The following is a 25459-nucleotide window of genomic DNA, read 5'->3' as shown; positions in this document are numbered from 1 at the left end:
CGGGCTCGGTAGCCGATGGAGACGGAAACGGAGACAGAGACTGCGTCAGCCCTCAGCCCGCGAGCAACTGCGGGCCGAACAGCATGAACAGGAAGCTCACGAGCATCGTGATCCCGACGGTGGTCGTCACCACCCGAACCATCCCGCGGGTCGCATCGAACGGCAGCCGCGAGAGGACGGCTTCGGTGCTCGTCCGTAGGATGTGCCCGCCGTCGAGCGGGAACGCCGGAATGCAGTTGAAGAAGCCGAGCTGGACGTTGATCCAGCCGGTCCAGAACAGCAAGTTTGCGACGGCGAACACCGTCCAATCGCCCAGTCCGGCGAGTGGGCCCTGTGCCTGGTAGAAGTTCTCGATACCGCCGGTGAAGCCAGCGAAATTGTACGGGAGGAGTTCGACGACCGAGACGATCGGCAAGAAGAGGACGAACGCGATCTTGCCGAGGAAGCTGTCGGTCACGTGGCCGAAGCTGCCGTCGGCGTCGCCGCCGAGAATTGCCAGGTACTCCTCGGCGGGGTACAGCTCGAGGCCGCCGTCGTTGACGTCGACGCCCGAGATGCCCTGGATGCCGTAGAAGCCGACCGTTCCGCCGCCGGTGCGCTCGCTACGTTCGCCGAGGGTGACGGTGTAGCTGACCCGTTCGCCACCGAGGTAGCCCGCGACGACCACCTCGTCACCGGGCTCGTTCGAGCCGAGGAGGGACTCGAGGTGACTGTACGAGGGGGTTCGCTCGCCGTCGAACTCGGTGATGACGAATAGTTCGCCGCCGGGGGCACCTGCGTCGGCGAGCGGCCCGTCGCCCGAGATTTGGACGGCGCTACCGATCGGGGCGTCAGCAATCTCGGTCTCTTCGCCGTCGCGGTTGACCGTCAGGGTGACCGTCTCTGACTCGCCGACAGCGTCGAAGAAGCCGGACTCGGTGACGACGGGTTCGCCGTCGACGGCGAGAATCAGATCGCCGGGCTCGAGGCCGACGGGTGCCCCGTCGATCGTCGCCGTGACGGGCAGGGACTGTTGCATCTCTACCGTGCGCTCGTCATCGAGTTCGACCGTGACGGTGCCGCTCCCGGCGTCTTCCAGCCGGTCGGAGAGGTCGTCGTTCGACTCGACGTGTTGTCCCTCGACGGCGGTAATCCGGTCGTTCGGCTGGATGCCAGCTGCATCGGCGGGTGAGCCGGGGGCGACGCCGCCGATGGCGGCACCCGGTGCGACGGCGATCGCGCCAGCAACGGGGCCGAAAAGGAGCGCGAAGGCGATGATGGTCACCACAAAGTTGAAGGTGACGCCAGCGGCGAACATCCGGGTCTGCCCCCCACGAGAGGCCTTTCGGCTGCTCTCGTGGTCGGGCTCGACGAACGCGCCGATCGGGAGGAGCGCGAACATCGCGACGCCCATCGAGTTGATGTCGATGTCCTCGACCCGACAGAGGAGGCCATGGCCGCCCTCGTGGACGACCAGGCCGACGAGCAGCCCGAAGACGATGCCGGGGGTCGCCGACAGTGGGAGGAACTCGTTGACGCCGGGGATGACCAGGACGTTCGTCGGCTGCTGGACGCTCGAGGGCTGAGGAGCCCGTCCAGCGGCGATTGCAGCGGTGAGCAAGAAGACGAACATGCTGGCCATCACGACGATGGAGATACCGACGCCGAGGTTTGCACAGGCCCGCCAGAAGCGTTTGGGGCCGGCGAGCCAGTCCAGGAAGTCTCGACCACGCTTCGTGTGGACGGTCAGGATCGGGCCCTGGGTGTTGACGTAGTCGGGGAGGAGCCCTTGCTGACGGAGGAGGACAACCGCGAGCCAGTAGGCGGCGATCCCGGCGAGGATCCACGTGAGCGTTCCCGAAATTGGGAGCTCGAGCAGTGCGACGGACGTGGCATGCTGCATTGGTACGTCTTCGGGGAGGCGTGGCCAAAGGCGTTTTGTCTGGGCGCGACGAAAATCGTGTTACGGGATAGCGTGCTCGAGCGTCCTCCCGCTTACGTCACTATTTGAAGTGTTTTGGCTACAAAATCTGTAATTAGGACAGCGATGAACGTGGCGAACGGCGTTTCGAGCGACGCAAGGAACCGTTATCGCTCCCGTCGAAGCCGATCCACGACGAAGTTGCGATCGACCTTCGCGAGGAACGGGCCCAGCTTCGGCCCCTGCTCTTCGTCGAAGAACAACCGGTAGCCGGCGCCGAAGAAGTCCCCGATCTCGAGGTCGTGACGTTTCGCAGATTCGTAAATTTCGCCTTGAATAGCCTCACCATCGTGACCCTCGGCGACGAACGCCGCGAGGTCGTCGAGGGCGTTCTCGGTCGCCTCGTCGAACTCGTGGTCGGGGATCGTCGTTCGCTTGAGTTCGTAGTCGAACTCGTTTTCGGTGCGCCGGGCCCAGTTTCGCGCCTGTTCGACGCGGGAAAGGGCGTTCTCGACGGCTTCCTCCGGGGCATCCTCCGGGATATGCCCTTCCCGGCGGGCAATTTCCTCGCGGAGCTCGGGGTCGTCGGTCATCCCCAGGACGGCAGCGAACGTGTACGGAAGCCGGATTCGATCCGCGCTCGGGTCGTCGACCACAAGGGGGTAGACGCGGTCGGCGAACGCCTGCTCGTCCTCGCCGGCATCGACCTCGCCGAAGTAAGTCGCCTCGAACCGGTCGAACTCGTCGACGAGCAGGTCGAGGCGTTCGACGCTGAAATCCCGGGCCTTCGAGGGATCCTTCGCGAAGAAGTACCGAAGCACGTCGGGCTCGAGCAACTCGAGCACCTCCGAGACGAGGATAACGTTGCCCTGCGAGGAGGAGAACGGCTCGCCGTCGAGGGTGAACCACTCGTAGACCATCGGGACGGGCGGTTCGATATCGAGTACGTTGCGAGCGATGTCCTCGCCGCTGGGCCAGGAGCCCTCGGCGTGATCCTTCCCGAACGGTTCGAAGTCGACGCCGAGCACCTGCCACTGACCGGGCCACTCGAAGCGCCAGGGCATCTTGCCCTCCCGGAACGTCGCGGTGCCCTCGTGGCCACAGCCGCCGATCGTCTGGTCGCCGGCTTTCATGTCCGTACACGCGTAGTCGACGGTACCGGCCTCGAGGTCGACGCCGGTCACGGTCTCGGTCACCTTTCCGCACTCTTCGCAGATCGGGTTGAACGGGACGTAGTCGGCGTCGACTTTGTCCTGGTAGTTCGAGAGCACTGCCGCGGCGCGCTCGCGGTGCTCGAGCACGAACTCGGTGACAGGATCGAGGTCGCCCGATTCGTAGAGGTCAGTCGTCGAGACCAGGTCGATGGGTACCTCGAGGGCGTCGGCGCTGTCCTGGATGATCGTCGAGAAGTGGTCGCCGTAGGAGTCACAGCAGCCGAAGGGGTCGGGGATGTCGGTGTAGGGTGCCCCCAGATTTCGACCCAGCGCGCCCGCGTTGACGTCCCCGAGGTCGACGAGGTTCCCCTCGAGGTCACAGAGCGTGCGCGGGAGCTTTCGGAGCGGGTCGCGGTCGTCGCTGGTGAACACCTGGCGAACCTCGTGGCCACGCTCGCGGAGGACGTCGGCGACGTAGTAGCCCCGCATGATCTCGTTCATGTTCCCCAGGTGAGGGACGCCGGAGGGCGAGATGCCGCCCTTGATGACGATCGGTTCCTCGGGGTCGCGGGCCTCGATACGGTCGGCGACCTCGTCGGCCCAGAAGACGTGGAACGCGTCGTCGGTCTCGGCTTCTCGCTCGCGTTGGAGGGTGTAGGGGCTCTCCGTGTCGTCCATCCCGTCCGTCTCGTCCGTCGAACCAGCGCTCGAGGAATCGCCGTCAGTGTGCATCGCTGGCCCAGTAGGTCGGCTCTTCACCCGCCGACTCGGGGATCACGTCGGTTCCCTCGTGGTCGCCGTACCGGACGGCGCGGGCGATACGCTCGGGGTCGGTGCCGTCGAGGACGATCGTTCGCATTCCCGACCGCTGGATGATCTTCGCGGCGAGCAGGTCGACGGGAGCGGACGCCCCCGCATTCATCTCGAGGCCGGCGATCACGTCGACGAGTTCCGCCGCCGAGAGTTCGTCGTACTTCGTCGCCGTGTCGTCCTCGTTCGGATCCGCAGAGTAGACGCCGGGGACGCTCGTCGCGTATACGAGGAGGTCGGCGTCGACGTACTCGGCGAGGGCGGCACCCACAGCGTCGGTCGTCTGGGCCGGGGCGACTCCACCCATCACGCAGACGTTGCCCCTCCGGAGCGCCTCGCCCGCGGCTTCGTAATCTCGAGCCGGGGCGGTCACCGAGTCCTCACCGAGGGCCGCGATGAGGAGTCTGGCGTTGAGTCGGGTAACGTCGATCCCCAGTTGATCCAGTTCGATCTCGTTGGCGCCCAGTTCGCGGGCGGCACCGATGTACTCGCGGGCGACACCGCCGCCGCCGACGACGGCACCGACCCGACACCCATCCGCGACGAGGTCTTCGACGACGGCGGCGTGGGCTGCCACCCGATCCGCACCCGGCTCGGGAACGAGTACGCTCCCACCGATTGAGACGACCACTTTCATACTACCGCGGTGTAACCGCGAGTCCATCTTAAGGGTTGTCAACGCCGGTCACCACCGCGTGTGGGGTTGTCTACCGACGACAGCTACAAAACGTCCGCCACCCACCATTCCGATATGTACGTACTCGGCATCATCGACGGCGGGGCGAATGACGACCGCCTCGAGCGCACGGCCGACCGGATCGTCGATCAACTCTCGCGATCCGGTCGGGTCGGCGTCGTCCGCTACGACGCCACCATCGCCGACGGGCTCAACACGCTTCGCGACGCGGGGATTACCCCCGGTGGCGACGTCACGTACGCCCTCGGTGCCGACGGCGACTGGACGGCCTCCGGCACGGAACTCACCGTCGCCGATGCGCTCGACTCACTCGCGCCCACCTGCGCGTACGCTGTCGTCATCGGCCTCGAGATACCGGGCCATCCGACGGTCGTCGTCGGCGACGAACGCGAACCCTCGAAATCGCCCGTGATCGCGACCGTCGGCACGCCCAACAATCTCGATCTGGAGGCCCTGGCGACTGATCTCGAGGCCACGGATCCCTATCGGACGCTCGAGTCGCTCGTCGAACGGGTCAAAACACGTCAGGACGCTGATCAGGCCGGAGCCATCGCAACGTTTACGGGTCGCGTTCGCGCGAAAGACGACCCAGAGGACGCCCGAACGGAGTACCTCGAGTTCGAGAAGTACGACGGCGTCGCCGACCAGCGGATGGCGGCGCTGCAGGCCGACCTCGAGGCGCGTGAGGGCGTGTACGGGGTCGAACTGTACCACCGGACGGGGGTCGTCCGTAACGGCGAGGACATCGTCCACGTCGTCGTGCTTGCCGGCCACCGCGAAGAGGCGTTTCGCACCGTCGAGGACGGTATCAACCGCCTCAAAGACGAGGTACCTCTGTTCAAAAAAGAGGTGACGGTCGAAGAGACGTTCTGGGTTCACGACCGTTCCTGATCGGTAAATATGTCGAATATATTGGGTTTATGGCGACCGTGGCCGCTTCACAGTGGACGGAGTGTAAAACGTCCAATAATACGTTAGAAGCAGTTTTAAAACTTCTACTGTCCTCTCACACCGCCTTTAACAGTATCGAAAACACAGGTGAAACGAGTGTTACCCCTTGGATTGCTGAAGACATTTGAAACAGTTCGAAGTAACCCGCCTTTATAACATCATCCCACTGGTACGGATAGCTGTCGATGAGCACGACAGCCCAACCCTCCACGGACGGCAAAGAACTCCGCCTCAAACAGTACCTGCGCGAACGCGCTGCCGACGGCGAGATGTACTTCAAAGGAAAGTTCATCGCGGACGACGTCGGTCTCTCCCCCAAAGAGATCGGTGCCCTGATGGTCAAGCTCTCGGAATCCGCGACGGATCTCGAGATCGAAAAGTGGTCGTACACGAGTGCGACCACGTGGCGAGTCGCTCCAGCCTGAACGGGTCGTGTCATCGGCCCCCTGAATTGCAATTGGTCCCACACGTACGCGCTACTCCACACGCGGCGCGTACGACGATCACCCAGGCGGCATCCAGACCGCCCGTCTCACGCACAGCCGTCCGCTGATACCGGCGGGCGGCGAGACGATCACACGCACAAAACCCCGTCGTCGCTGGCCGCACACCAGTCGACGTCGGGGTTTCTCCTATCCCCCAGTTCGACACGGAGCTACAGCACCCACAGCAGAACCGGACTCCGTCGTCGAGCGCCGACATACCCCGGGAGACTATGACACAGCCGTCACGCCGACGACAGTCGATTTATACGAGGTGGCGACGAACGAGCAGGCAATGAATTCGGCCGACGCCGAGGTGCCCGGGAACGGTCCGCCCCTCGAGCGGATCGAATCGGTGTTTCCGGTCTACGAAATCGCGGTCGATGGCGACGAGATTCGCTACTACGGGACGCCACAACTGGCACCCGAGCCGATGATGCGGGAACTCTGGGGTGACTTCCGCGAGGCCGGCTACGACGTTCGGCTCACCGTCGAACGCGGCGAGTACGTCCTCGTCGCCGAGCCCCTCTCGCTGGGCGTCGACGGCATTCCCTGGACGAACCTCGTTCTGTTCCTGGCGACGGTCGCCTCGACGCTGTTTGCGGGGGCGATGTGGTACGGCATCGACCCGATCGGCGACCCGCTCGAGCTGTGGCGCGCGTGGCCGTTTACCGTCGCCATTCTCGGCGTACTCGGCGTCCACGAAATGGGCCATTACGTCCTGAGTCGCTACCATCAGGTCGACGCCTCGCTGCCGTACTTCCTGCCGGTGCCGACGCTCATCGGGACGATGGGAGCGGTGATCAAGATGAAAGGCCAGATGCCGAGTCGAAAAGCACTGTTCGACATCGGCGTCGCCGGCCCGCTCGCCGGGCTGGTCGCCACCGTCGTCGTCACCGTAATCGGCCTCTATCTGCCGCCGGTGCCCGTCCCGGAGGGTGCAGCCGACCCCGACGCGACCCAGATTCGACTCGGCTTTCCGCCGATGCTCGAGATGATCGCCGCCGCCGTCGATCGGCCACTGTACGCCGACGATCCGACGCAAAACGTCAATCCGGTCGTCATCGGGGGCTGGGTCGGCATGTTCATCACGTTCTTGAACCTCATCCCGGTGGGCCAACTCGACGGCGGTCACATCATGCGAGCGATGGTCGGTGACCTTCAGGAAACGGTCGCAGCCGTCGTTCCCGGCGTGTTGTTCTCCCTGGCGGCGTACCTCTATTACGTCGACGGCTACAGCGGCAACGCGGTGTTCATCTGGGTGTTTTGGGGATTGTTCGCCGTATTACTCGCCGCGATGGGGCCAGCCGTTCCGGTGAACGACGACCGCCTGGATCGAAAGCGGGTCGCACTCGGCCTCGTCACCTTCGGTCTCGGTCTGCTCTGTTTCATGCCAGCACCGGTCTCGATCGTCAACTAATAGTGTTCCGTGAAACTGTCGAGACACGCACGCGCTACCGTCTCCGCTCGAGTGGCTCAGGACGTCCACGAATCGCTATAAGCGAGTCTCGAGGGGGCGCATACGGGGCCGCTCACCCGCCGTGGGTATAGCCCCGATCCGCGAGTTTCGCCCCGTCGAGGGTGATGCCCTTGCCAGCGTCGACGACCGCCCCGACCACGGTCAACTCGGTGTCGATGGCTTCTCGAGCGGCCTCGACAGCCGATTCGGGTATCGTACACACCAGTTCGAAGTCTTCGCCGAAGGAGATCGCCCGCTCGAGAATCTCAGCGTCGGTCGCGCCCGTTTCAGAGAGCGCGTCCTCGAGCGCCGAAGCGACCGGAATCGACGCCCCTTCGATGGCGAACCCGCAGTCTGACGCCTCGGCCAGCTGGTGGAGCGAGCGGGCCAGTCCGTCGCTCGAGTCCATCATCGCCGTCGCCACGTCCGCGAGCTCGCGGCCGGCTCGAACCCGTGGCTCGAACCTGAACAGCTCGTTCGCCCGCTCTATGTTGTCGGCGTCGAAGTGGTCGAGGGCGGCCGCGCTCCGTCCCAGCGAGCCGGTGACACAAACGACGTCGCCCGGGGTCGCTCCCCTGCGGAGGACGGGGGCTGTGGTTTCGCCCACTGCAGTCGTCGCCACGGTAAACTCCTGATGGGTGTCGAGGTCACCGCCGACGTAGGCCGCGTTGACGGCATCACAGACGTCGTTCGCCCCGTCGACGAACGCCTCGAGATCGTCCGCATCGAACTCGGGGGCCGCGTAGGCCGCAACGGCAGCCGTCGCGCTCGCCCCCATCGCGGCAACGTCGGAGAGCGAAGCCCCCACCGACCGCCAGCCGGCCGTATAGCGAGTCGTCCCGGCCGGGAAGTCCGTCCGCTCGTGGAGCATGTCCGTCGTGATCACCAGATCGTCGACGATCGCGGCGTCGTCGCCGACCGGGTCGAGGTGGCGCTCGAGCAACGCGAGCGCGGCCCGTTCGTCCATACACCCCCTACCAAGGGCAGGGCGAAAAGCGAACCGGAAGCCGGTCACCGAGTCAGCGAGCGACGCGTGTGGTCGACGTGCGTGGCACTGTCACCCGAAACCACCGACGGGGCGGTGGAGGGACAACGATGCCCTTAAATGGCGCCAGAGGGAACGAAACCCCAATGGCTACGATGTACGACGTTCCGGCGGAAGCGCTCATCGAAGCGCTCGCCGAGAACCTCGCCGACGACCTCGAGGAACCGGAGTGGGCAGCGTTTACGAAGAACGGTGTCGATCGAGAACTGCCCCCAGAGCAGGAGAACTTCTGGGCGATCCGCGCGGGCAGCCTGCTTCGGAAGGTCGCCGACGACGGCCCGGTCGGCGTCCAGCGCCTCGCCACCGAGTACGGTGGCGGCAAACCAGGCTCGAACCGCTACCGCGTCGCCCCCGACAAGCGATCGGACGGCTCGCGAAACGTCATCCGCACGATCCTCCAGCAACTCGAGGAACTCGACTACGTCGAGACCGCCGACGGTGAGGGTCGACGGATCACCGCCGAGGGACGCAGCTTCCTCGACGAGACCGCCGGCGAAGTTCTCTCCGACCTCGACCGTCCGGAACTCGAGCGCTACGCCTGATAGGGATCGTTTATCGTCTTTCGCTGTTCCGTAGTGGAAGCGCAATAGCGTGGGCCGGATCGCCGTCAGCGGTGCAATTGCGTGAAACGAATACGACGTCGTCGAGAGTATCGGTCATCAGTTCCTGATCGCCCGCGTCCGTAATCATTTTCTCCGTCCCCAAACAACACGTGTGTATGAACGGTGGACAATCGGACGACGACCTCGATGAACTGCGCCGCAAGAAGATGGAGCAGCTTCAGGAGCGCGCCGAGTCCCAGTCCGGTCAGGGGCAAGGACAGGCCAACGCCGAAGCACAGGAGGCCGCCCAGCAACAGGCCGAAGCCCAGCGTCAGGCGCTCTTACGGCAGTATCTGACCGACGAGGCACGAAAGCGACTCAACACGGTAAAGATGAGCAAGCAGCAGTTCGGCGAACAGGTCGAACGACAGATCGTCGCGCTGGCCCAGAGCGGACGGATTCAGGGCAAGATCGACGACGAAAAGATGCAACAGCTACTCAAGGAACTCCAGCCCGAGAAGAAGAGCTTTGACATCAAACGACGTTGAGCAGACATCGATGTCAACGCCGACACAGCCGTCGAGTCCGATGCGCCTCGGATTGCTCTACAGCGGCGGGAAGGACTCGACACTCGCCGCGCTCCTCCTCGATAACTTCTATGACGTCACCCTGATGACGGCAACGTTCGGGATTACCGACGACTGGACGTACGCGCGCGACACCGCCGAATCACTCGATTTCGCGTTCGAACGCCTGGATCTTGACCCGGACGTGGCGGCCGACGCCGTCGAGACGATCCGCACCGACGGCTTCCCGCGAAACGGCATCCAGCGGGTACACCAGCACGCCCTCGAAGCGCTGGCCGAGTCCGGATTCGACGCCGTCGCAGATGGAACGCGCCGAGACGACCGGGTGCCGACGGTCTCGCGGGCACAGGCCCAGAGCCTCGAGGATCGACACGACGTCGATTACATCGCGCCACTGTCGGGCTTCGGACGGCAGGCGGTCGATCGGCTGGTGGACTCGACGCTCGACGTCACCGTCGGGCCGAGCGAGGAGATCACCCGGGCGGACTACGAAGCCGAACTTCGGGCGCTCATCGCGGAGGCCGACGGGCAGGACTCGATCGGGTCGCTGTTTCCGGCCCACGAACAGACGCACGTACGGGGCGTACAGGATCGATAACGCCAGAATCGGTGACGTGACGGTCTCGCACACTCATGTCACTCGGTTCTCAGTGTTCGTTTTCGCCTGCGTTTCCGTTTGCTGCCTGCTCGAGTTCTCGGCATCACGCGAACCTCGAGCACATCGTCCGAAGAATCGTTCGACGGTATGAGACTACACCCCGACGATGGCCCGTACCTCGAGCAGCACCGGGAGTACCTCGAGCAGCGTCGAGGTGATGGCCTCGATGTCCTCGTCGTCGCCGTACTGGAGGACGATGTACATGGTACCGAACTGGAAAGCGTTGAAACCCGCGTGAGCGGCGATGGGAACGAAGAGGTTGTCGGTGATCGCGTAGAGGTAGCCGAAGATGACTGAACCGCCGAAGACGATGGTGATGGAGAACGCGATTGCCGAGGGTGGGACGGATTCGCCGCCGGGAACGAGCCCGTATGCCGGGAGGTGTACGAGCGCGAAGATAGCGCTCGTGACGAGGACGGCGTGAAGCTTCGTGAACGAGGCGTAGAGGCGTTTCTGGATGACGCCCCGAAAGAGAAACTCCTCGGCTGGGGCGTTGAACAGGAAAACGATGGCGATCATGATCAAGACCATCGTTGGATCCTCACCGATGAAGTTGATCACCTGGTTCGACGACGGCGGGATGTCGAGGAGCGTCGACAGTACCCCCGCACCGATGACGAAGCCGATGCTGACGAGAATTCCGACGATCGACATGAGCCACCCGCGCCGATCCGGAACCGCGATGTCGATGAACCCCCAACCGCGTTCAGTCCACCAGAGGTAGGCTGCTCCTGCGACGAAGAAGCCGGCAAAGTTGAGGACGAAAAACGCCGTCCTAATCTCTCGGGAGGTCTCAGCTGGTTCGGATATCAGCCCTGGTTCGGCCAGAATCGCCGGCAACGTCAGGAACTCCGCCGAAATAATCCCCCCAATCGTCAAGGCGACGGCGACGAGGAGTGAGCGGCCGTATCCCGCCGAGCGGTTGTGTGTATCCATATCCGGCCGTTTGTCGTGAATAGCCTTGGGCGTTCCTCTCTCGGTCAGGATCGTGATCCTCCGGTTCCGACCCCGTCTCGCTCGAATAGCTGTGTGAGTAGCCGCTGCTGGGCGAACCGCAGATGCCTGTTGATCGTCGGCTGGCTCACCTCGAGCATATCGGCGATGTCCTGACCGGTGCTCTCACGTGGCCAGTCGAAAAAGCCCGCGAAGTACGCCGTCCGGAGCACCTCGAGTTGGCGCTCGGTGAGGTCGTTGAACAGTTCGGTGACGACCTGGGCTCTGGTGTGCATGGCCCGGTCGACGTGCTGACGTGCTTGCAATTCGACGTGATCGTAGGTCTCGCCGAGTGTGTCCACGAACTCCCGGACGTCGGCCGTAGTCGGTAAATCGACGACGGCGTCGATACCCGATGCAGTCGCCCGGATGGATTGTGGACTGCCGCCGTGACGGGTAAGCCGCGAGGCAAGCGGCGTTCCCGAGACGGTGATCTCGAAGTGACAGCGTTCGGGTTCGGATTCGTCCGACGACGCCGTCTCACCGCCACCGATACGTCGGTAACCGACGACGGTAACCAGGTCGTCCAATATCGCGGTAACGGCTGCCGCCGAGGCACCCTCGGTGATGACGAACAGGTGCACCTCGTCGCTGCTGTGTCGCCCCATCCCCTCGTAGGTCACCTGACAGTTGGCGTCCGCAGCGAGGCGGGCAAGGACGTCGTCGGTGCCGTCGATGTGCAGCGTCAACTCGAGGTGGGACTCCGCAGAGAGCGCCGAACGCGCCTCGACGGCCGTGATCGCGTTCGCGATCGTTTCACCGAGTTCGCTGAAGACCGTTCGCTCGAGGTCGCCGAATGCACCAGGTTCGTCGGTGTAGACCGCGAGGACGCCGTACGTGTACTCATCGACGCGGAGGGGGACTGCCAGACACGAGGACAGGTCGTGTGTGAGCGCGGCTTTTCGCCAGGGTGTCCGCAGGTCGTCGGCTACGTTCGAGACGACCGCCGGCGTTTCGGTGAGTGCCGTCGCCACGGCGAGTTCCGGTTCGTCGACATCGGTCTCGAGGGAGACGGCATCGAGATACTCGTTGGGCTGTCCGGCCCAGGCCCGCGGTTCGACGACCGTTTCGGCGACGTTGAGGCCTCCAATCCAGGCGAGTTCGACGTGTTCGCTCTCGCTCAACCGATCACAGACCGTGCGTTCGATGTCCGCCTGGCTGGATGCCCCGATGAGCGACTGATCGACCGTCCGAATGATGTCGTTGATCTGGATCTGTCGGCTGAGCCGGCGATTCTGGGCCTCGAGTTCAGCGTCGCGGGTTCGGAGATCGGCTTCGCTCTCGAGGCGATCGAACGCCGCCTCCATCGTGGCGACGAGCGTCTCGGCGAGACGTCGGGTTTCGTGGTCGATCACGTCGTCGTGAGCGACCACGAAGACGCCGTGGTTGCCGATCGGAACGACCAGCCCTGCCTCGACACGGGTACCGAACACGGGTGACTGACTCGTAACCTCTGCCCCATCAAAGACCGTTTGCGTACCCGTTAGAAACGTTTCCCAGAGCACCGAGTCTCCGTCACCGGCCCCGATCGAAACGTCTCCATCGCAGTAGCCGCTAAATCCGCCGGAGCTCGCGATGGGGTCGAGCGTGTTCGTCTCCGAATCGAACGCGTACACACAACTGCCGGAAACGTCGAGTACCCCGTCTGCAGTCTCGGTTATCAGCGACGCGGCCGCCGGGATGGAGTCGACCTGTAATAGCTCCCGGGTCGTTTCGTGGAGGGACTGAAGCGCCAGTTCCCGCTCTTTCCGCGTGGTAATATCCTGGATCGAGCCCTGCAAGTGGCTCGGCTCACCGTCGTCGGTGTAGCGCTTCCCGATCGTCCTGATCCAGCGAACCTGCCCGGTGTCGGTACCGATCCGAACCTCGAGGTCGTGGGGGTCGCCAGTGGCGGCCGTTCGTTCGAACGCGGTTCGAACCTGGGCTCGGTCGTCGGGGTGAATCAGCGCTATGCTCTCGTCGAATTCCAGCGAGCCCTCTGGCTCCAGACCGAATATCTCGGCGGCTTTCTCCGTCCACTGGCAGACCGATGGCTCGCCGTCCTCGAGTTCGATGACCCACCCACCGACGTCGGCGATGTGTTGACTCTGCTCGAGCATCTCGCGAGTTCGGGTCAGGGTGCGCTCGCGTTCCTTTCGCTCGGTGATATCCTGCAGGGACCCACGGAGCATGACGATTTCACCGTCCTCCCTGACGGGATCGCCGATTACTCTGACCCACCGCTGGTCGCCGCGTTCGGTGTGCAGTCGAGCTTCGAGGTCGTAGCTCACACCGTCCTCGATGGCCCGATACACGGCCTCGCGAACTCGGTGGCGGTCGTCCGGATGGTACCATTCGATCCCTTGCTCGAGCGGAATCGAATCAGCGGGCTCGAGGCCCCGAATACGAAAGGTCTCATCGGTCAACAGGACGTCGTAGGGTTCCCCACCGTGGACGTCGATTTCCCAGCCGCCGACACTCGCCACCCGCTGCGTCTGCTGGAGGAGTTCGCTCGTCCGCTCGAGTTCGCGCTCGCTCTCGACGCGGTCGGTAACGTCGATGATCACTCCCTCGAGGGCCTCGAGAGTTCCCGCATCGTCGAAGACGCCGCGTCCCTGTTCTTTGAACCACCGTCGCCTGCCGTCCGCCGTCTCGGCCTCGTAGGTGACCTGAAACGGCTTCCTGGTCTCGAGGCTCCCCTGGACGTGCTCCCAGAGCACAGAATTGTCCGTAACCAGCACGTCGTCAGCCCAGACCACGGAGCCGTCGACGAGCTGGTCGGGCCGATAGCCGGTCAGTTCCTGACAGCCCTGGCTGACGAACTCCATCGGCCACGTCGGCTCGTTCCGGCATCGGTAGACCATGCCCGGGATGTTGTGCATCAGCGTCGAAAGCTGCCGTTCGCGTTCGCGCAGCCGCTGGCGATGGGCGTTTCGGTCGCTGACGTCACGGCCGACCGCAGCCAACAGTACCGTCCCGTCGGGGTCTTCGACACGCGAAAGTACGAACTCGTAGGGTACGACCGTTCCATCGACTCCGACCGCGTCGGTCTCAATCCGAGCGTGACCGGTCTCGAGCGCCGTCTCGACGGCCGTCTCGACTCGCGTCCGTTCGTCCGAACCGAAGAACTCGAAGGCGTTCATCGAGGTGACGTCCTCGTATGTATAACTCGTCGATGCCACGAGACTCTCGTTCCAGCGTCGAATCGTGCCGTCCGGTTCGAGCAGGATGAACACGTCGTCGACGGCATCGACGAGGTCGTCAGTGTAGCCGCGATACCGCTCGAGGTCGGCCGATCGCGTCCGAAGCGAGTCCGCCAGCCCCTCGAGACGGTCACCGAGCAGGCCGTACTCGTCCGCTCGTTCCGTCGGAACCGCTATGTCGTAGGTGCCTTCCTCGAGCGTGTCGATCGCCTCGAGGAGCGCCTCGAGTGGGTCGTTTCCGTCGACGTCGCCCGTCGGCGTGCCGTCATCAGTGTTTCCCGAACTCCCGCCACCGTTTCCCGTCTCGCGGGTGAGTCCGAGAACACCCACACTGATAGCGATCCACAGGGCGAACACACCCACACTGTCGACCGCACCCAGTGGGTCACCCGCCACCGAAAGGAGTTCGAACCAGGCGCTGTCGACACGCTCGAGGGATCTGCTCGCATCGCCATCACAGTGTGCTGTCATTAGTCCCATGAATCGATAGCAATCACGCGTATAGCTGGCTTGTACCCGCTGAGTGTCGTCGCCGAGTAGTCGGGCACGTCAAGCCCGCGCTATACATATAGTGTCGAATATACGCTGGGGATACACATAAAACGGCTAGGCAAATACCCCGCGTTCACTTAGGCCGGAACAACGATGCCCCAGATTGACACCAGACCCTCCGCCCACTCGATGAGTATGCGCGTGATCGAAGCCATCGCCGAAGACAGTGGTGTCGATCCACTCGATCTCGAGGTACCGCTGTTCGAGGCAGTCGACCCTGAAGCGCTGGATCAACTCTTTCGAGACGACGTCCAGTGTACGGTCACCTTCGAATATGTCGGTCGCGAAATCACGGTTCAACACGACGGTACCGTCACCGTCGATGGGTCGGTGTACCCACCGGCATGAACCGATCGTCGGGGTCGACTCCCGGTCGTTCCGCTGGCTGTTCCGCCGCAGTTCCCAGACGATGCCGGTACCGAACAGGTGTTCACAACGATGACAGCCGTCGAAACCGATAAACACACGACAGGTACGGACACTGACGCCGCAGCGACCGTCCTGTTGATCGGTACCGGAGACCCGATCACGACACTCGAGACGGCACTCGGTCGAACCGACGTGCTCGAGGTGCAGACGGCGGAGACGGTCGAGACGGCACCGATCGGATCACCAGCGGTCGAAAGCGTCGTGTGCGTGGCCCCCGAATCGCCGGCGACCGCCCTCGAGGTGCTCTCGGGCGTTCGGCGTCAAGAATCGACGCTTCCCGTCGTCTGTTATACGGCGCCACAATCGGAGGCGCTGTTCGACGCGGTGCTCGAGGACGACTGGGCAATCCAGCACCGTCCCGGGGAACGGGACGGCGACCGGTTGGCTGCACGGATTCGTCGGCTGATCGATCACCACCGGCAGCGAACGCTGACTCGAAACGTGCTGACAGCGTTCGAAGCTGTCGGTGATGGGATCGCACTCGTCGACCCCGACGGAACCGTGATCGCAGTGAACACCAATTACGTCCGGCAGTTCGCCGTCGCCCGCGAGGAACTCCTCGGGAGTCACTGGGGACTCCCGTATCCCGACGACGAAGTGCGGCGACTCGAGGAGACGGCGCTCACGGTGGCCGCCGCCGGCTGGCGCTGGAAGGGGACGTGTATCGGCCGACGAGGGGACACAACGTTTACGTCGGGCGTGAGCGTTATCGGCCTCGAGGATGGCGGCTTCGCCCTGCTCCTCGAGGGCGACTCGTCGAATCGGGTTCCCGACAACATTCGCTGAGGGGGAGCGAGACGCGGTCTGGGCGGGGTATAGCGGCCTCGAGGGGACTGTTCTCGGACACGTTCGTACAGTGGCAGACGGATATTTGTCACCGTGCTCGAGCGACTAACGACCACGCGTAGGGGAACGTTTCTCGGCCACAGAGACAGCCTACAGGGACGCGTCGAGTGTAAACCACGGCCAAATCCGCGGAACTGACGGCTCGCTTTATTCGTTCAGTGTCCCCCGTATCGAGTGCATTATGAGGACATCACGACGCACGACACTCAAAGCACTGGGTGTCGTCGGCACGGGAAGCGTACTCGCGGGCGGACGCGTCTTCGCGATGGGCGAACACGAAGACGACGAGCGGACGGACGACGAAACGGACGACGGAACGGCCCCCACGGGCGGCGTTCGTGTCGCTCACTTCTCCCCGGACGCCCCGGCAGTCGACGTCTACGTCGACGACGAGCGAGTCGTTTCAGACGCTGCCTACGACCAGGTGACCCCGTATCTCGAGCTGGAGCCCGGAACCTACTCGGTTCGGGTGACCGCTGCCGGCGACGAGGAAACGGTCGTCTACGACGAGGAGCTCGCGGTCGGCAACGCGTTTTACACGATCGCCGCGATCGGCGAACTCGAGGCCGACACCCTCGAGATGCTGGTTCTCACCGACGCTGGTTCCTCGCTCGTCCGGTTGGTTCACGCCGCACCGGACGCGCCAGCGGTCGACGTCGAGGAGAGCGAAAGCGGACAGGCGCTGTTCGCGAACGTGGCCTTCGGCGAGGGGACGAACTACGTCGCCGTTCCGGCGGGGTCATACACGCTCGACGTCGTGCCCGCTGCTGGTGACGACGAGTTGGACGACGAGGACGGTGCGAACGATGTTGACGAAACCGACGACCACGACGAGGAAGCAGCTGACGACGACAACGACGAGAGGGAAACCGATGATGAGTACGACGACGAGGAAGCGGCTGACGACGAAACCGAAGCGCGCGACGAAGACGACGAAGCCGAAGACACCGATGCCGTCGCCTCCGTCACCGTCGACCTCGAGATGGGAACGGCGTACACGGCCTTCGCAGCAGGGTACCTCGAGCCGGAAGCCGACCAGGAAGACCGTGCGTTCTCGGTGAACCTCACCGTCGACGGGCCACCGGCGGTCGACGAATCAGAGGAGGAGCCTGAAGAGGAACCGGAGGAGGAGGAGCCTGAAGAGGAGCCAGAGGAAGAACCGGATGAGCCAGAAGAGGAACCCGAAGAAGAGCCGGACGAGGAACCCGACGACACTGACGACAACGACGACAACGACACCTGAACGAAACGGATGGCCGCCCCGTTTTGACGCTCGATTTCGAGACGGCTCCGTCGTCAGTTTTCGGGCGTGATGCACGGAGCCAGTAGCGCAATCACTACTCGAACTGGGAACGCGATCGCGAGTCGGGTGACCCGTCACGTATCGAATCAGTCACCGCCCGGAAGCCGACACTCGAGTGGAGTAGCTGGCCGATATGAGGTGATAGAATGAGCGTCGCTACAGCAACGACACCTCGGAAATACCGGGTCGAAACGGGCAATCCGTTGGATACAACGGATACCCGCTGGCTCGACCCACCGCGCCGCTCGTAAACGTGAAAAAACGTTAGACGTCGACGTATCGTTGTACCCACTCCTGGCGTCGTTGTAATTCGCGCCGACCCTTCGGGGTCAACGCGTAGTAGTTCGTCCGTCGGTCGAGTTGCCCTTTCTCGACGAGTTTCTTTTCGACCAGCGTATCCAGGTTCGGATACAGCCGACCGTGTGTGACCGGCTGGTCGATGTACTCGTTAATATCGTCGAGAATTTGCTGGCCCGACGGCCGTTCCATGCCGGCGATGACGTACAGCAAGTCGCGTTGGAAACCTGTTAGTTGATCCATGGATCACCCTCTGAAAACGAACGTTCATCGATCTGTGGCTTTGTTATAGAGCCAGTACACGGAAGTTGTGAGACCGGAACTGACGACGTAGAACGCGGTACTGAACGCCCGACTCGTGTGATTGCACTCGAGCGGCCACGAGCCACGACGTTTTTCCCAGCGACCGCCGTATCGGCCGGTATGCCCGACGATCCGCTCGCCTGGGAGACGCGCGAGTCCGGTGTAGCCTACTCCTGCCCTGGCTTCGACATCGTTACGCAGACCGTACGACTCCCCGATGGCGACGAAACCGATTTCGATTACCTCTCCGAGCCGGCCAGCGTCTGTATCCTCCCGTTCACCGCCGACGGTACCGTCGTCTGCATCGAAGAGTGGCGTCAGGCAGTCGAGCGAATCAATCGTGGCCTCCCCGTAGGAACCACCGAACCCGACGACGACGATCTCGAGGCGGCCGCCCGTCGCGAACTCGCCGAGGAGACCGGCCACGTGGCGGACACCATCGAGCCGCTGGTTACCGTCGAACCGGCGAACGGACTCGCGGACTCCGTCATGCACTTTTTCGTCGCTCGAGGCTGTGAGCCGGCGGGCGAGCAACGACTCGATCACGACGAGAGCATTCGCGTGACTCCGATGGCCTACGCGGAACTGCTCGAGGCCGTTCGCGAGGGAGAGATACGGGACGGGCGAACGGTGCTCGCCGTGTCCCACTTCGAGCTCGTCGGGGAATGACCAGGGATTAGTGGCGTTGACTAGAGGCTAGAGACAAGGCATCAGTGACCAGTGACCAGTGTCCAATGATCAGTGCCCAGCACAGCACCGCGGCGACGTACGCTTTTCTCCCTCGAGACCCAACCCGCTCGCATGAACCTCGTCACCACGCTCCCTTCGGCGACCGAGATCGCCTGTGCCCTCGGGCTCGAGCCGGTTGGCGTCTCCCACGAGTGTGACTACCCACCCCGCGTTCTCGACCACCCGCCGGTCACCCGCTCACGGATCGACACCGACGGCTCGAGCGCGGCGATCGACGAACAGGTGCTCGAGGCGGCCGACGACGAGAGCGGTGAGGGCGTCTACGAAATCGACCACGCCACGCTCGAGGCGCTCGATCCGGATCTGATCGTCACACAGGGAATGTGCGACGTCTGTGCGGTCGATACGGCGGCGATCGAACGCGCGGTCGACGCGATCGAGGCCGAACCCGACCTCCTGACGACCGACCCTCACTCCGTCGCGGACGTATTCGCCGACGTCGAGCGCATCGGGCGGGCCGCCGGCGTCGAGCAGCGGGCTCGAACGGTGATCGACGATCTCGAGGGACGGATCGACGCCGTCAGGGATCGGACGACCGACATCGACGCGAGCGAGCGACCGCGAGTAGCCATCTTCGACTGGACGAACCCGGTCATGATCGCCGGCCACTGGACGACCGAACTCGTCGAGTGGGCCGGCGGACGCTACGGGCTGGCCGATGTGGGGGAACGCTCGAGGCCGCGCCAGTGGGACGAAATTCGGGACTACGATCCGGAGGTCGTGATCGTCGCCCCGTGCGGATTCGACCTCGCACAGACCGCCGAGAACCTCGCGGATCTGGCCGACCGCGAAGGGTGGGACGAGCTGTCGGCCGTCGAGGAGGGCCGCATCTGGGCGCTCGACGGCGATCAGTACCTCAACCGACCCGGGCCGCGACTCGTGGATACGCTCGAGCTCCTTGCACCGATCATCCAGCCCGAGCGGTTCGACGAACGGCCGTCGACTGACGTGGCCGTGCCGTGGTCGGTTCTCCGAGCGGATTACGGGGCGACAGCGTGATCGAGCGAGACTCCCACCACACGGACGGTGGCACCACGACCGCACCGACGCTCGAGCTTCCCGAATCGATCGAGGAAGCCATCGTCGAGGACGCTCGATCGGCCGTCCCCGAGGAGTGCTGTGGCGTCTTCGGCGGCGGGTTCGACACGAACCGAAGCCGCGTCGACAGCCGGTATCCGACCCGCAACGTCGCCGCGGAACCACGACGGGAGTATCGAATCGACCCCGAGGAGCAACTCGCCGTATTCGAGGAACTCGAGGATCGAGGCGAGGAGATCGTCGGCTTCTATCACTCCCATCCACGGGGCCCGCACGAACCGAGTGAGACCGACGTCGCCGGTGCGGCGTGGCCGGATCGGTCGTACGTGATCGTGAGCCTCGAAGGGGATCACGGGGAGGAGGTCATCGGTTCCTGGCGGTGGCGCGACAACGACCACGATCACGACGACGACAGCGGACAGTTCGTTTCCGAGACGATCGAACGACCCTGACGCGATCGGTCACGACGCCTCGAGTTCCGAAACCCATACCGTCAAACCGCTCGCGGCCCACGACCACGTATGGGCTGGACTGCCGCGGACATTCCCGAGGTGACCGACGCGACAGTGGTCGTGACGGGGGCGAACAGCGGAATCGGTCACGAAACGGCCCGCGAACTGGCCCGCGCCGGCGCAACCGTCGTGATGGCCTGTCGCAGTCGCGACCGATCCGAGGCCGCCGCCGGGGCAATCCACGCCGACGTCGGGAGGGCCGACCTGTGGCGTGAACACCTCGACCTCGCCAGCCTCGAGTCCGTTCGTGCGTTCGCCGACCGACTGGAAGACTCCGAGATCGACGTCCTGGTGAACAACGCGGGCGTCATGGGCATCCCGCACGAGACGACTGCGGACGGCTTCGAGAAACAATTTGGGGTCAACCACCTCGGGCACTTCGCCCTCACTGGCCTGTTGCTCGAGAACCTGGTCGAGGGCGGACGGGTCGTCACCGTCTCGAGCACGATGCACAAGATGGGGTCGATCGACTTCGACGATCTCCATGGCGAGCAATCGTATGGCCCCTGGGACGCCTACGCACAGTCGAAACTCGCGAACGTCCTCTTTGCGAGAGAACTACAGCGGCGGCTCGAGGCCGCCGGTCGTGGCGTGAAAAGCATCGCGGTGCATCCGGGCTACGCCGACACGAACCTGCAGCTCCGGGTCGCTCGAGCCAAGGGGTCGCGCCTCCAACTCGTGATGATGGGGCTGGCGAACGCACTCTTCGCCCAGCCGGCGTCGAAGGGTGCGTTGCCGACGCTGTACGCCGCGACCGCCCCTGACGTGGAGGGTGGGGCGTACTACGGCCCGGGCGGCCCCTTCAATGTCCGTGGCTCCCCAACGCGCCAACGGCCCTCGAGCGCTGCTCACAACCCGGAGACTGCACGGCGGCTCTGGGAACGATCGGAGGCGGAGACAGCGGTCGAGTACCCGTAGTTCGTCCGCGCTGCTCGGTACGCACCGCACTCGGGCTGGAGACCGTGTTCCACATGCCTGTGGAAAGCAACCCGCTGCTTTTGTGACGGTGGCCGGGCGACGCTCCGGTTTCGCTGACCGACCGGATATATTTCAGAATACATTAACCTGTTATGAAGCGTAGAGTCCATCGGTGAGTTGGCTATGGCTACACCAGCGAAGAACATGGAGGTCGTACGGCGGTACTACGAAGAAGCCTTCAACAGGGGACGAACCGAACTGCTCGACGAGCTAATCGCGGAGACCGTCGTCAATCACGACCCGGTCTCGGACGAGACGCTCACTCCCGAGGAGGCGAGGGGCTTCGAGGGATTCGTCCGTCACGTCGAGAGCGCACGCAACGCGTTCCCCGATGCGATGGTGACGATCGAGGAGATGATCGCCGAGGACGAGACGGTCGCCGTTCGCTTCACGTTCGAGGGAACGAACGATGGATCGTACGGCGGCATGGAACCGACGGGGAAACAGGTGTCCGGGTCGAACATGGTATGGATGCGCCTCGAGGACGGATTGATCGTCGAACGGTGGGCGGAATCCGACAATCTGGAGTTCCTCCAGCAACTCGGTATCCTCCCACCGATGGACGAAATCACAAAGATGAAGGCCTGAATCCCCTCTTGGAGGCCTGAATCGTCTTTTTTGCAGAGATCACTACTCGAGGTCGTCGACTAACTCGCTCGCAACGCCGACGTAGGTTTCCGGCGTCAGCGCCCGTAGCTCCTCACGGACGTCCTCGCTCACGTCGAGGTCGTCGAAGAGGTCACGAAAGTCCTCGAGGGAGACCTCCCGGCCGCGAGTGAGTTCCTTCACCTGCTCGTAGGCGTCGTCCTGGCCCTCACGGCGAAGGATCGTCTGGACGGCTTCGCCGATGATCGCTGGCGTGTTCTGTAACTCCTCGCGCACGACGTGCTCGTTGGGGACGACCTTCTCGAGGCCGGCCTGGGTCTTGGTGTACCCGATGAGACAGTGGGCGAAGGCGGCGCCGATGTTGCGTTTGACCGTCGAATCCGAGAGATCTCGCTGGAGTCGGGAGGTCGTGATGTAGTCGGCGAGGAAGGTGAGGTCGGCGTTGGCCTTCGAGAGGTTCCCCTCGCTGTTCTCGAAGTCGATGGGGTTCACCTTGTGGGGCATCGTCGACGATCCTGTCTCGCCCGCGACAGCCTCCTGGCCGAGGTAGCTATCGGAGACGTACAGCCAGATATCGAGGTCGAGGTCGAGCAGGACGTTGTTCGCCCCCCGGAGGGCGTCGAAGACCGCCGCCAGGTCGTCACAGGGGTTGACCTGCGTCGACAGGGACGTGAACTCGAGACCCAGCCCCGTAACGAACTCGCGGGCGAACGCCCGCCATTCGACGTCTGGATAGGCGGCGATGTGGGCCGCGTACGTGCCGGAGGCACCGGCGAGTTTGCCCGAGAGGGCGTCGGTCGCCGTCGACACGCGGCCGGTGGCCCGACCGAGACGCGCCGCGTACACCGCGCATTCTTTCCCGAACGTCGTGGGGGTGGCCGGCTGGCCGTGCGTTCGTGCCAGCATCGGCACGTCCCGGTAGGTTCGGGCCATCTCCGCGAGCGTGTCGCGCACCTCGAACAGCGCCGGCAGGACGACGTCCTCAACGGCCCCGCGAACCAGCAGGCGGTGGGCGAGGTTGTTCACGTCCTCGCTGGTCAGCCCGAAGTGAATCCACGCCGAGGCGTCGCTCCCCTCGGGCAGACGGTGACGGACGAAGTACTCGACGGCCTTGACGTCGTGGTTGGTCGCGTCGAAGCCCGCGTACCCCTCCGTCTCGAGCGTCTTGACGAGCTGGGCGTCCGCTTCGTCGAAGTCCTCGTACAGCCCGCGAAGGTGGGATCGGTCGTCGGCGTCGAGTTCGAGGGGCGTCGCCTCGAGGTCGGCCAGCGCGATCAGATACTCGACTTCGACGCGGACGCGAGCGCGCATGAGCGCGGCCTCGCTCGCGTAGGGAGCCAGCGGTTCCGTCCGGGAGCCGTAGCGGCCGTCGAGCGGCGAGACGGCGTACAGCGCGTGCGTGTCGGTCATGTCCGTGGGTGCACCAGCAGTGTGCAAAAGCGTGTCGGATTTCGTTCCACACCCGTGCACATCGATTGTCCTTTCGAGCCACATCACCCAGGTATTTATACACATTTGTGCACATATTCTCGCTCGAGACCGCAACCACTTTGCCGTTCGCAGTCGGCACCTCCAGTATGACACGACTCGCCGGATTGGCCGGGAACCGCGGACGCAATTTGCTGAATATCGCCGATCGAGCGCCTGGCGGTGCGGAGGTCGCCGTGATCCTCACGAACAACGCGGCCGCACCCGTGCTCGATGACGCGGCTGACCGCGGGATTCCGACCGAAGTCGTCTCGCTCGAGGACGAAATGAGCCGCCAGGAACACGAAGAGGCCGTCACCGCCGCCCTCGTTGACTACGACTACGACCTGGTCTGTCTCGACGGCTACATGCGGATCCTCTCCGAGACATTCCTCGAGGCCCAGCCGACGACACTGAACGTTCACCCCTCACTCCTGCCGGCGTTCCCAGGGATGGACGCCTGGGGCGACGCCCTCGAGGCTGGCGTTTCCGTGACGGGCTGTACCGTACACGTCGTCACCGACGCGACCGACGGAGACGGAAACGTGATCGAAGGCGAAGTCGACGGCGGCCCGATCGTCACCCAGGAACCGATTCCCGTCTACGACGGTGACACCACGGAGGCGCTCAAAGAGCGCGTCCTCTACGAGGGCGAGTTCCGCGCGTACCCGCGAGCAGTGAAGTGGTTCGCAGAGGACGTTGTCGACGTTGATCTCGAGGCCGGCGAGGTTACAGTCGACGCGGACGATGCCGACGAGGACGAGGGCCTGCCAGCACGGCGACTCACCTCGAGCGACCGACTGGACACCCTCCGCTACGGCGAGAACCCTCACCAGAACGCGGCCGTCTACGCCGACTACACCTGCGAGGAGGCCTCCGTCGTCCACGCAAACCAGTTGAACGAGGGAGCAAAAGCGCTCAGCTACAACAACTACAACGACGCCGACGGCGCGCTCAATCTGATCAAGGAGTTCGACGAGCCCGCTGCCGCGGTGATCAAACACACCAATCCCGCCGGCTGTGCCACCGCCAACACGCTGTCGGAGGCGTACGACCGCGCGCTCTCGACCGACCCGATGAGCGCCTTCGGCGGCATCGTCGCGCTCAACCGCGAGTGTGACGCCGAGACGGCCGAGGCCATCATCGACTCGTTCAAGGAGGTCGTCGTCGCCCCTGGCTACACAGACGAGGCACTCGAGATCCTGTGCGAAAAAAAGAACCTGCGCGTGCTCGACGTTGGGCGCGAGGCGCTACGCGCCTCGGAACGAGCGAGCGGCAGTTCGCCGCGAGCACTCGAGACCCCCACCGAACGCTTCACCGAGAAACCCATCGTCGGCGGCCGACTCGTCCAGGAGCGCGACGGCCAGCGGGTAACCGTCGACGACCTCGAGGTCGTCACCGAGCACGAACCCACCGACGAACAACTCGAGTCGATGGTGTTCGCGTGGCAGACGCTCAAGCACGTCAAATCGAACGGAATCCTCTTTGCGACGGGAACGGAAACCGTCGGCATCGGCATGGGACAGGTCTCCCGCGTCGACGCGGTTCGATTGGCGGCGATGAAAGCCGAGGAGCACGCCGAAAGCAAGTCCGCGGAGGGGGCCGTGATGGCCTCCGATGCCTTCTTCCCGTTCCCGGACGGCCTCGAGGCGGCCGCGGAGGCGGGCATCGAAGCGGTGATCCAGCCCGGTGGCTCGGTCAACGACGACGACGTGATCGAGGCAGCGGACGAACACGGGATGGCGATGGTGTTCACGGGTCAGCGGTCATTTAGACACGACTGACCGGAGCGAACTCGAGTCACTACTGAGTTCATTTTCGAACAACTACTGTTCGACTCGAGGTGGGAGAAACGGTGTTCTTCACAATGCCTCAACCTGCCTGACGCCTCAAAGGCGAAGGGTTAGGCTGTAGCAAA

At 64.0% G+C, this 25459-nt stretch carries 23 protein-coding genes; 15 read left to right on the top strand and 8 right to left on the bottom strand.

All coding sequences use genetic code 11. From position 1 onward, the window contains the following. Positions 1-52: 52 nt before the first annotated feature. The 3 genes from NGM68_RS03155 to pyrH form a co-directional block, all read right to left on the bottom strand. Positions 53-1882, bottom strand: a complete 1830-nt coding sequence (locus tag NGM68_RS03155; RefSeq protein WP_252700198.1) for a site-2 protease family protein — start codon at positions 1880-1882, stop codon at positions 53-55. 185 nt (positions 1883-2067) lie between these two features. Then, positions 2068-3786 carry a lysine--tRNA ligase gene (gene lysS, locus NGM68_RS03150; protein ID WP_425493597.1) on the bottom strand — a complete coding sequence of 573 codons (1719 nt, stop codon included), beginning with the start codon at positions 3784-3786 and terminating at the stop codon, positions 2068-2070. Continuing rightward, complete coding sequence (gene pyrH / locus NGM68_RS03145; RefSeq protein WP_252700197.1) at positions 3776-4501, bottom strand: UMP kinase; 726 nt, start codon at positions 4499-4501, stop codon at positions 3776-3778. Before pyrH ends, lysS begins: the two co-directional genes overlap by 11 nt. A 114-nt stretch (positions 4502-4615) precedes the next feature. On the opposite strand from pyrH, the gene NGM68_RS03140 reads away from it, so the two are divergent. The 3 genes from NGM68_RS03140 (at position 4616) to NGM68_RS03130 (ending at position 7414) form a co-directional block, all read left to right on the top strand. After that, positions 4616-5452, top strand: coding sequence for a molybdopterin synthase (locus NGM68_RS03140; RefSeq protein ID WP_252700196.1), 837 nt, complete (start codon positions 4616-4618; stop codon positions 5450-5452). Between the two features lie 245 nt (positions 5453-5697). Then, positions 5698-5937, top strand: a complete 240-nt coding sequence (locus tag NGM68_RS03135) for a DUF7123 family protein (RefSeq protein WP_252700195.1) — start codon at positions 5698-5700, stop codon at positions 5935-5937. Positions 5938-6289: 352 nt separating this feature from the next. Continuing rightward, a complete protein-coding gene (locus tag NGM68_RS03130; protein WP_252700194.1) occupies positions 6290-7414 on the top strand; it encodes a site-2 protease family protein in 1125 nt (374 codons plus the stop codon). 112 nt (positions 7415-7526) lie between these two features. Here NGM68_RS03130 and thiL read toward each other — a convergent pair whose 3' ends face one another. Next, positions 7527-8420 (bottom strand): thiamine-phosphate kinase, encoded by an 894-nt coding sequence (thiL, locus tag NGM68_RS03125; RefSeq protein ID WP_252700193.1) that lies wholly within the window; start codon positions 8418-8420, stop codon positions 7527-7529. Between the two features lie 164 nt (positions 8421-8584). Here thiL and NGM68_RS03120 point away from each other — a divergent pair, with 164 nt between their 5' ends. The 3 genes from NGM68_RS03120 (at position 8585) to NGM68_RS03110 (ending at position 10225) form a co-directional block, all read left to right on the top strand. Continuing rightward, positions 8585-9040, top strand: a complete 456-nt coding sequence (locus NGM68_RS03120) for a 30S ribosomal protein S19e (protein WP_252700192.1) — start codon at positions 8585-8587, stop codon at positions 9038-9040. Positions 9041-9216: 176 nt separating this feature from the next. Then, the gene (locus NGM68_RS03115; RefSeq protein ID WP_252700191.1) at positions 9217-9588 is read left to right on the top strand and encodes a DNA-binding protein; all 372 of its coding nucleotides are present in this window, start codon (positions 9217-9219) and stop codon (positions 9586-9588) included. Between the two features lie 40 nt (positions 9589-9628). Continuing rightward, positions 9629-10225, top strand: a complete 597-nt coding sequence (locus NGM68_RS03110; RefSeq protein ID WP_252701369.1) for a DUF7411 family protein — start codon at positions 9629-9631, stop codon at positions 10223-10225. Positions 10226-10378: 153 nt separating this feature from the next. On the opposite strand, the gene NGM68_RS03105 is transcribed toward NGM68_RS03110, so the two are convergent. Together NGM68_RS03105 and NGM68_RS03100 are read right to left on the bottom strand one after the other, a co-directional pair. After that, positions 10379-11221, bottom strand: a complete 843-nt coding sequence (locus NGM68_RS03105) for a CPBP family intramembrane glutamic endopeptidase (RefSeq protein ID WP_252700190.1) — start codon at positions 11219-11221, stop codon at positions 10379-10381. 44 nt (positions 11222-11265) lie between these two features. After that, the gene (locus NGM68_RS03100; RefSeq protein WP_252700189.1) at positions 11266-14931 is read right to left on the bottom strand and encodes a PAS domain S-box protein; all 3666 of its coding nucleotides are present in this window, start codon (positions 14929-14931) and stop codon (positions 11266-11268) included. A gap of 174 nt (positions 14932-15105) precedes the next feature. Between NGM68_RS03100 and NGM68_RS03095 the strand changes: the two genes are divergently transcribed. From NGM68_RS03095 to NGM68_RS03085, 3 genes are all read left to right on the top strand, one after another. Then, complete coding sequence (locus tag NGM68_RS03095; RefSeq protein ID WP_252700188.1) at positions 15106-15360, top strand: HalOD1 output domain-containing protein; 255 nt, start codon at positions 15106-15108, stop codon at positions 15358-15360. A gap of 90 nt (positions 15361-15450) precedes the next feature. Beyond that, a complete protein-coding gene (locus NGM68_RS03090) occupies positions 15451-16227 on the top strand; it encodes a PAS domain-containing protein (RefSeq protein WP_252700187.1) in 777 nt (258 codons plus the stop codon). Positions 16228-16468: 241 nt separating this feature from the next. After that, the gene (locus NGM68_RS03085) at positions 16469-17530 is read left to right on the top strand and encodes a DUF4397 domain-containing protein (RefSeq protein WP_252700186.1); all 1062 of its coding nucleotides are present in this window, start codon (positions 16469-16471) and stop codon (positions 17528-17530) included. Between the two features lie 324 nt (positions 17531-17854). Here NGM68_RS03085 and NGM68_RS03080 read toward each other — a convergent pair whose 3' ends face one another. Further along, entirely contained in the window at positions 17855-18130 is a 276-nt protein-coding gene (locus NGM68_RS03080; protein WP_252700185.1) for a PadR family transcriptional regulator, read from the bottom strand. Between the two features lie 180 nt (positions 18131-18310). Between NGM68_RS03080 and NGM68_RS03075 the strand changes: the two genes are divergently transcribed. From NGM68_RS03075 to NGM68_RS03055, 5 genes are all read left to right on the top strand, one after another. Further along, positions 18311-18859: an NUDIX hydrolase gene (locus NGM68_RS03075; RefSeq protein ID WP_252700184.1), complete on the top strand. Its 549-nt coding sequence runs from the start codon at positions 18311-18313 to the stop codon at positions 18857-18859. A gap of 132 nt (positions 18860-18991) precedes the next feature. After that, positions 18992-19939 (top strand): ABC transporter substrate-binding protein, encoded by a 948-nt coding sequence (locus tag NGM68_RS03070; RefSeq protein WP_252700183.1) that lies wholly within the window; start codon positions 18992-18994, stop codon positions 19937-19939. Continuing rightward, positions 19936-20430: a desampylase gene (locus NGM68_RS03065; protein WP_252700182.1), complete on the top strand. Its 495-nt coding sequence runs from the start codon at positions 19936-19938 to the stop codon at positions 20428-20430. The genes NGM68_RS03070 and NGM68_RS03065 overlap by 4 nt, the downstream gene beginning before the upstream one ends. Before the next feature lie 69 nt (positions 20431-20499). Then, positions 20500-21408, top strand: coding sequence for an oxidoreductase (locus NGM68_RS03060; RefSeq protein ID WP_252700181.1), 909 nt, complete (start codon positions 20500-20502; stop codon positions 21406-21408). A gap of 183 nt (positions 21409-21591) precedes the next feature. After that, the gene (locus tag NGM68_RS03055; RefSeq protein ID WP_252700180.1) at positions 21592-22056 is read left to right on the top strand and encodes an ester cyclase; all 465 of its coding nucleotides are present in this window, start codon (positions 21592-21594) and stop codon (positions 22054-22056) included. 42 nt (positions 22057-22098) lie between these two features. Here the strand turns inward: NGM68_RS03055 and purB are convergent, their stop codons facing one another. After that, complete coding sequence (gene purB, locus NGM68_RS03050) at positions 22099-23484, bottom strand: adenylosuccinate lyase (RefSeq protein ID WP_252700179.1); 1386 nt, start codon at positions 23482-23484, stop codon at positions 22099-22101. Positions 23485-23651: 167 nt separating this feature from the next. Here purB and purH point away from each other — a divergent pair, with 167 nt between their 5' ends. Next, on the top strand, positions 23652-25325 hold the full coding sequence (gene purH / locus NGM68_RS03045) for a bifunctional phosphoribosylaminoimidazolecarboxamide formyltransferase/IMP cyclohydrolase (RefSeq protein ID WP_252700178.1): 1674 nt from the start codon (positions 23652-23654) through the stop codon (positions 25323-25325). The last annotated feature ends 134 nt before the right edge of the window (positions 25326-25459 follow it).

It is taken from the genome of Natronosalvus vescus (assembly GCF_023973145.1).
Lineage (GTDB): Archaea > Halobacteriota > Halobacteria > Halobacteriales > Natrialbaceae > Natronosalvus > Natronosalvus vescus.
The sequence above is the reverse complement of the archived record's forward strand: the minus strand, read 5'-3'. Positions and strand labels throughout refer to the sequence as shown.

What these genes read in the sequence shown, in the direction of transcription:
- NGM68_RS03155 (WP_252700198.1), bottom strand. Translation starts at nt 1,882, where the DNA reads ATGCAGCATGCCACGTCCGTCGCACTGCTCGAGCTCCCAATTTCGGGA.
- lysS (WP_425493597.1), bottom strand. Translation starts at nt 3,786, where the DNA reads ATGCACACTGACGGCGATTCCTCGAGCGCTGGTTCGACGGACGAGACG.
- pyrH (WP_252700197.1), bottom strand. Translation starts at nt 4,501, where the DNA reads ATGAAAGTGGTCGTCTCAATCGGTGGGAGCGTACTCGTTCCCGAGCCG.
- NGM68_RS03140 (WP_252700196.1), top strand. Translation starts at nt 4,616, where the DNA reads ATGTACGTACTCGGCATCATCGACGGCGGGGCGAATGACGACCGCCTC.
- NGM68_RS03135 (WP_252700195.1), top strand. Translation starts at nt 5,698, where the DNA reads ATGAGCACGACAGCCCAACCCTCCACGGACGGCAAAGAACTCCGCCTC.
- NGM68_RS03130 (WP_252700194.1), top strand. Translation starts at nt 6,290, where the DNA reads ATGAATTCGGCCGACGCCGAGGTGCCCGGGAACGGTCCGCCCCTCGAG.
- thiL (WP_252700193.1), bottom strand. Translation starts at nt 8,420, where the DNA reads ATGGACGAACGGGCCGCGCTCGCGTTGCTCGAGCGCCACCTCGACCCG.
- NGM68_RS03120 (WP_252700192.1), top strand. Translation starts at nt 8,585, where the DNA reads ATGGCTACGATGTACGACGTTCCGGCGGAAGCGCTCATCGAAGCGCTC.
- NGM68_RS03115 (WP_252700191.1), top strand. Translation starts at nt 9,217, where the DNA reads ATGAACGGTGGACAATCGGACGACGACCTCGATGAACTGCGCCGCAAG.
- NGM68_RS03110 (WP_252701369.1), top strand. Translation starts at nt 9,629, where the DNA reads ATGCGCCTCGGATTGCTCTACAGCGGCGGGAAGGACTCGACACTCGCC.
- NGM68_RS03105 (WP_252700190.1), bottom strand. Translation starts at nt 11,221, where the DNA reads ATGGATACACACAACCGCTCGGCGGGATACGGCCGCTCACTCCTCGTC.
- NGM68_RS03100 (WP_252700189.1), bottom strand. Translation starts at nt 14,931, where the DNA reads ATGACAGCACACTGTGATGGCGATGCGAGCAGATCCCTCGAGCGTGTC.
- NGM68_RS03095 (WP_252700188.1), top strand. Translation starts at nt 15,106, where the DNA reads ATGCCCCAGATTGACACCAGACCCTCCGCCCACTCGATGAGTATGCGC.
- NGM68_RS03090 (WP_252700187.1), top strand. Translation starts at nt 15,451, where the DNA reads ATGACAGCCGTCGAAACCGATAAACACACGACAGGTACGGACACTGAC.
- NGM68_RS03085 (WP_252700186.1), top strand. Translation starts at nt 16,469, where the DNA reads ATGAGGACATCACGACGCACGACACTCAAAGCACTGGGTGTCGTCGGC.
- NGM68_RS03080 (WP_252700185.1), bottom strand. Translation starts at nt 18,130, where the DNA reads ATGGATCAACTAACAGGTTTCCAACGCGACTTGCTGTACGTCATCGCC.
- NGM68_RS03075 (WP_252700184.1), top strand. Translation starts at nt 18,311, where the DNA reads ATGCCCGACGATCCGCTCGCCTGGGAGACGCGCGAGTCCGGTGTAGCC.
- NGM68_RS03070 (WP_252700183.1), top strand. Translation starts at nt 18,992, where the DNA reads ATGAACCTCGTCACCACGCTCCCTTCGGCGACCGAGATCGCCTGTGCC.
- NGM68_RS03060 (WP_252700181.1), top strand. Translation starts at nt 20,500, where the DNA reads ATGGGCTGGACTGCCGCGGACATTCCCGAGGTGACCGACGCGACAGTG.
- NGM68_RS03055 (WP_252700180.1), top strand. Translation starts at nt 21,592, where the DNA reads ATGGCTACACCAGCGAAGAACATGGAGGTCGTACGGCGGTACTACGAA.
- purB (WP_252700179.1), bottom strand. Translation starts at nt 23,484, where the DNA reads ATGACCGACACGCACGCGCTGTACGCCGTCTCGCCGCTCGACGGCCGC.
- purH (WP_252700178.1), top strand. Translation starts at nt 23,652, where the DNA reads ATGACACGACTCGCCGGATTGGCCGGGAACCGCGGACGCAATTTGCTG.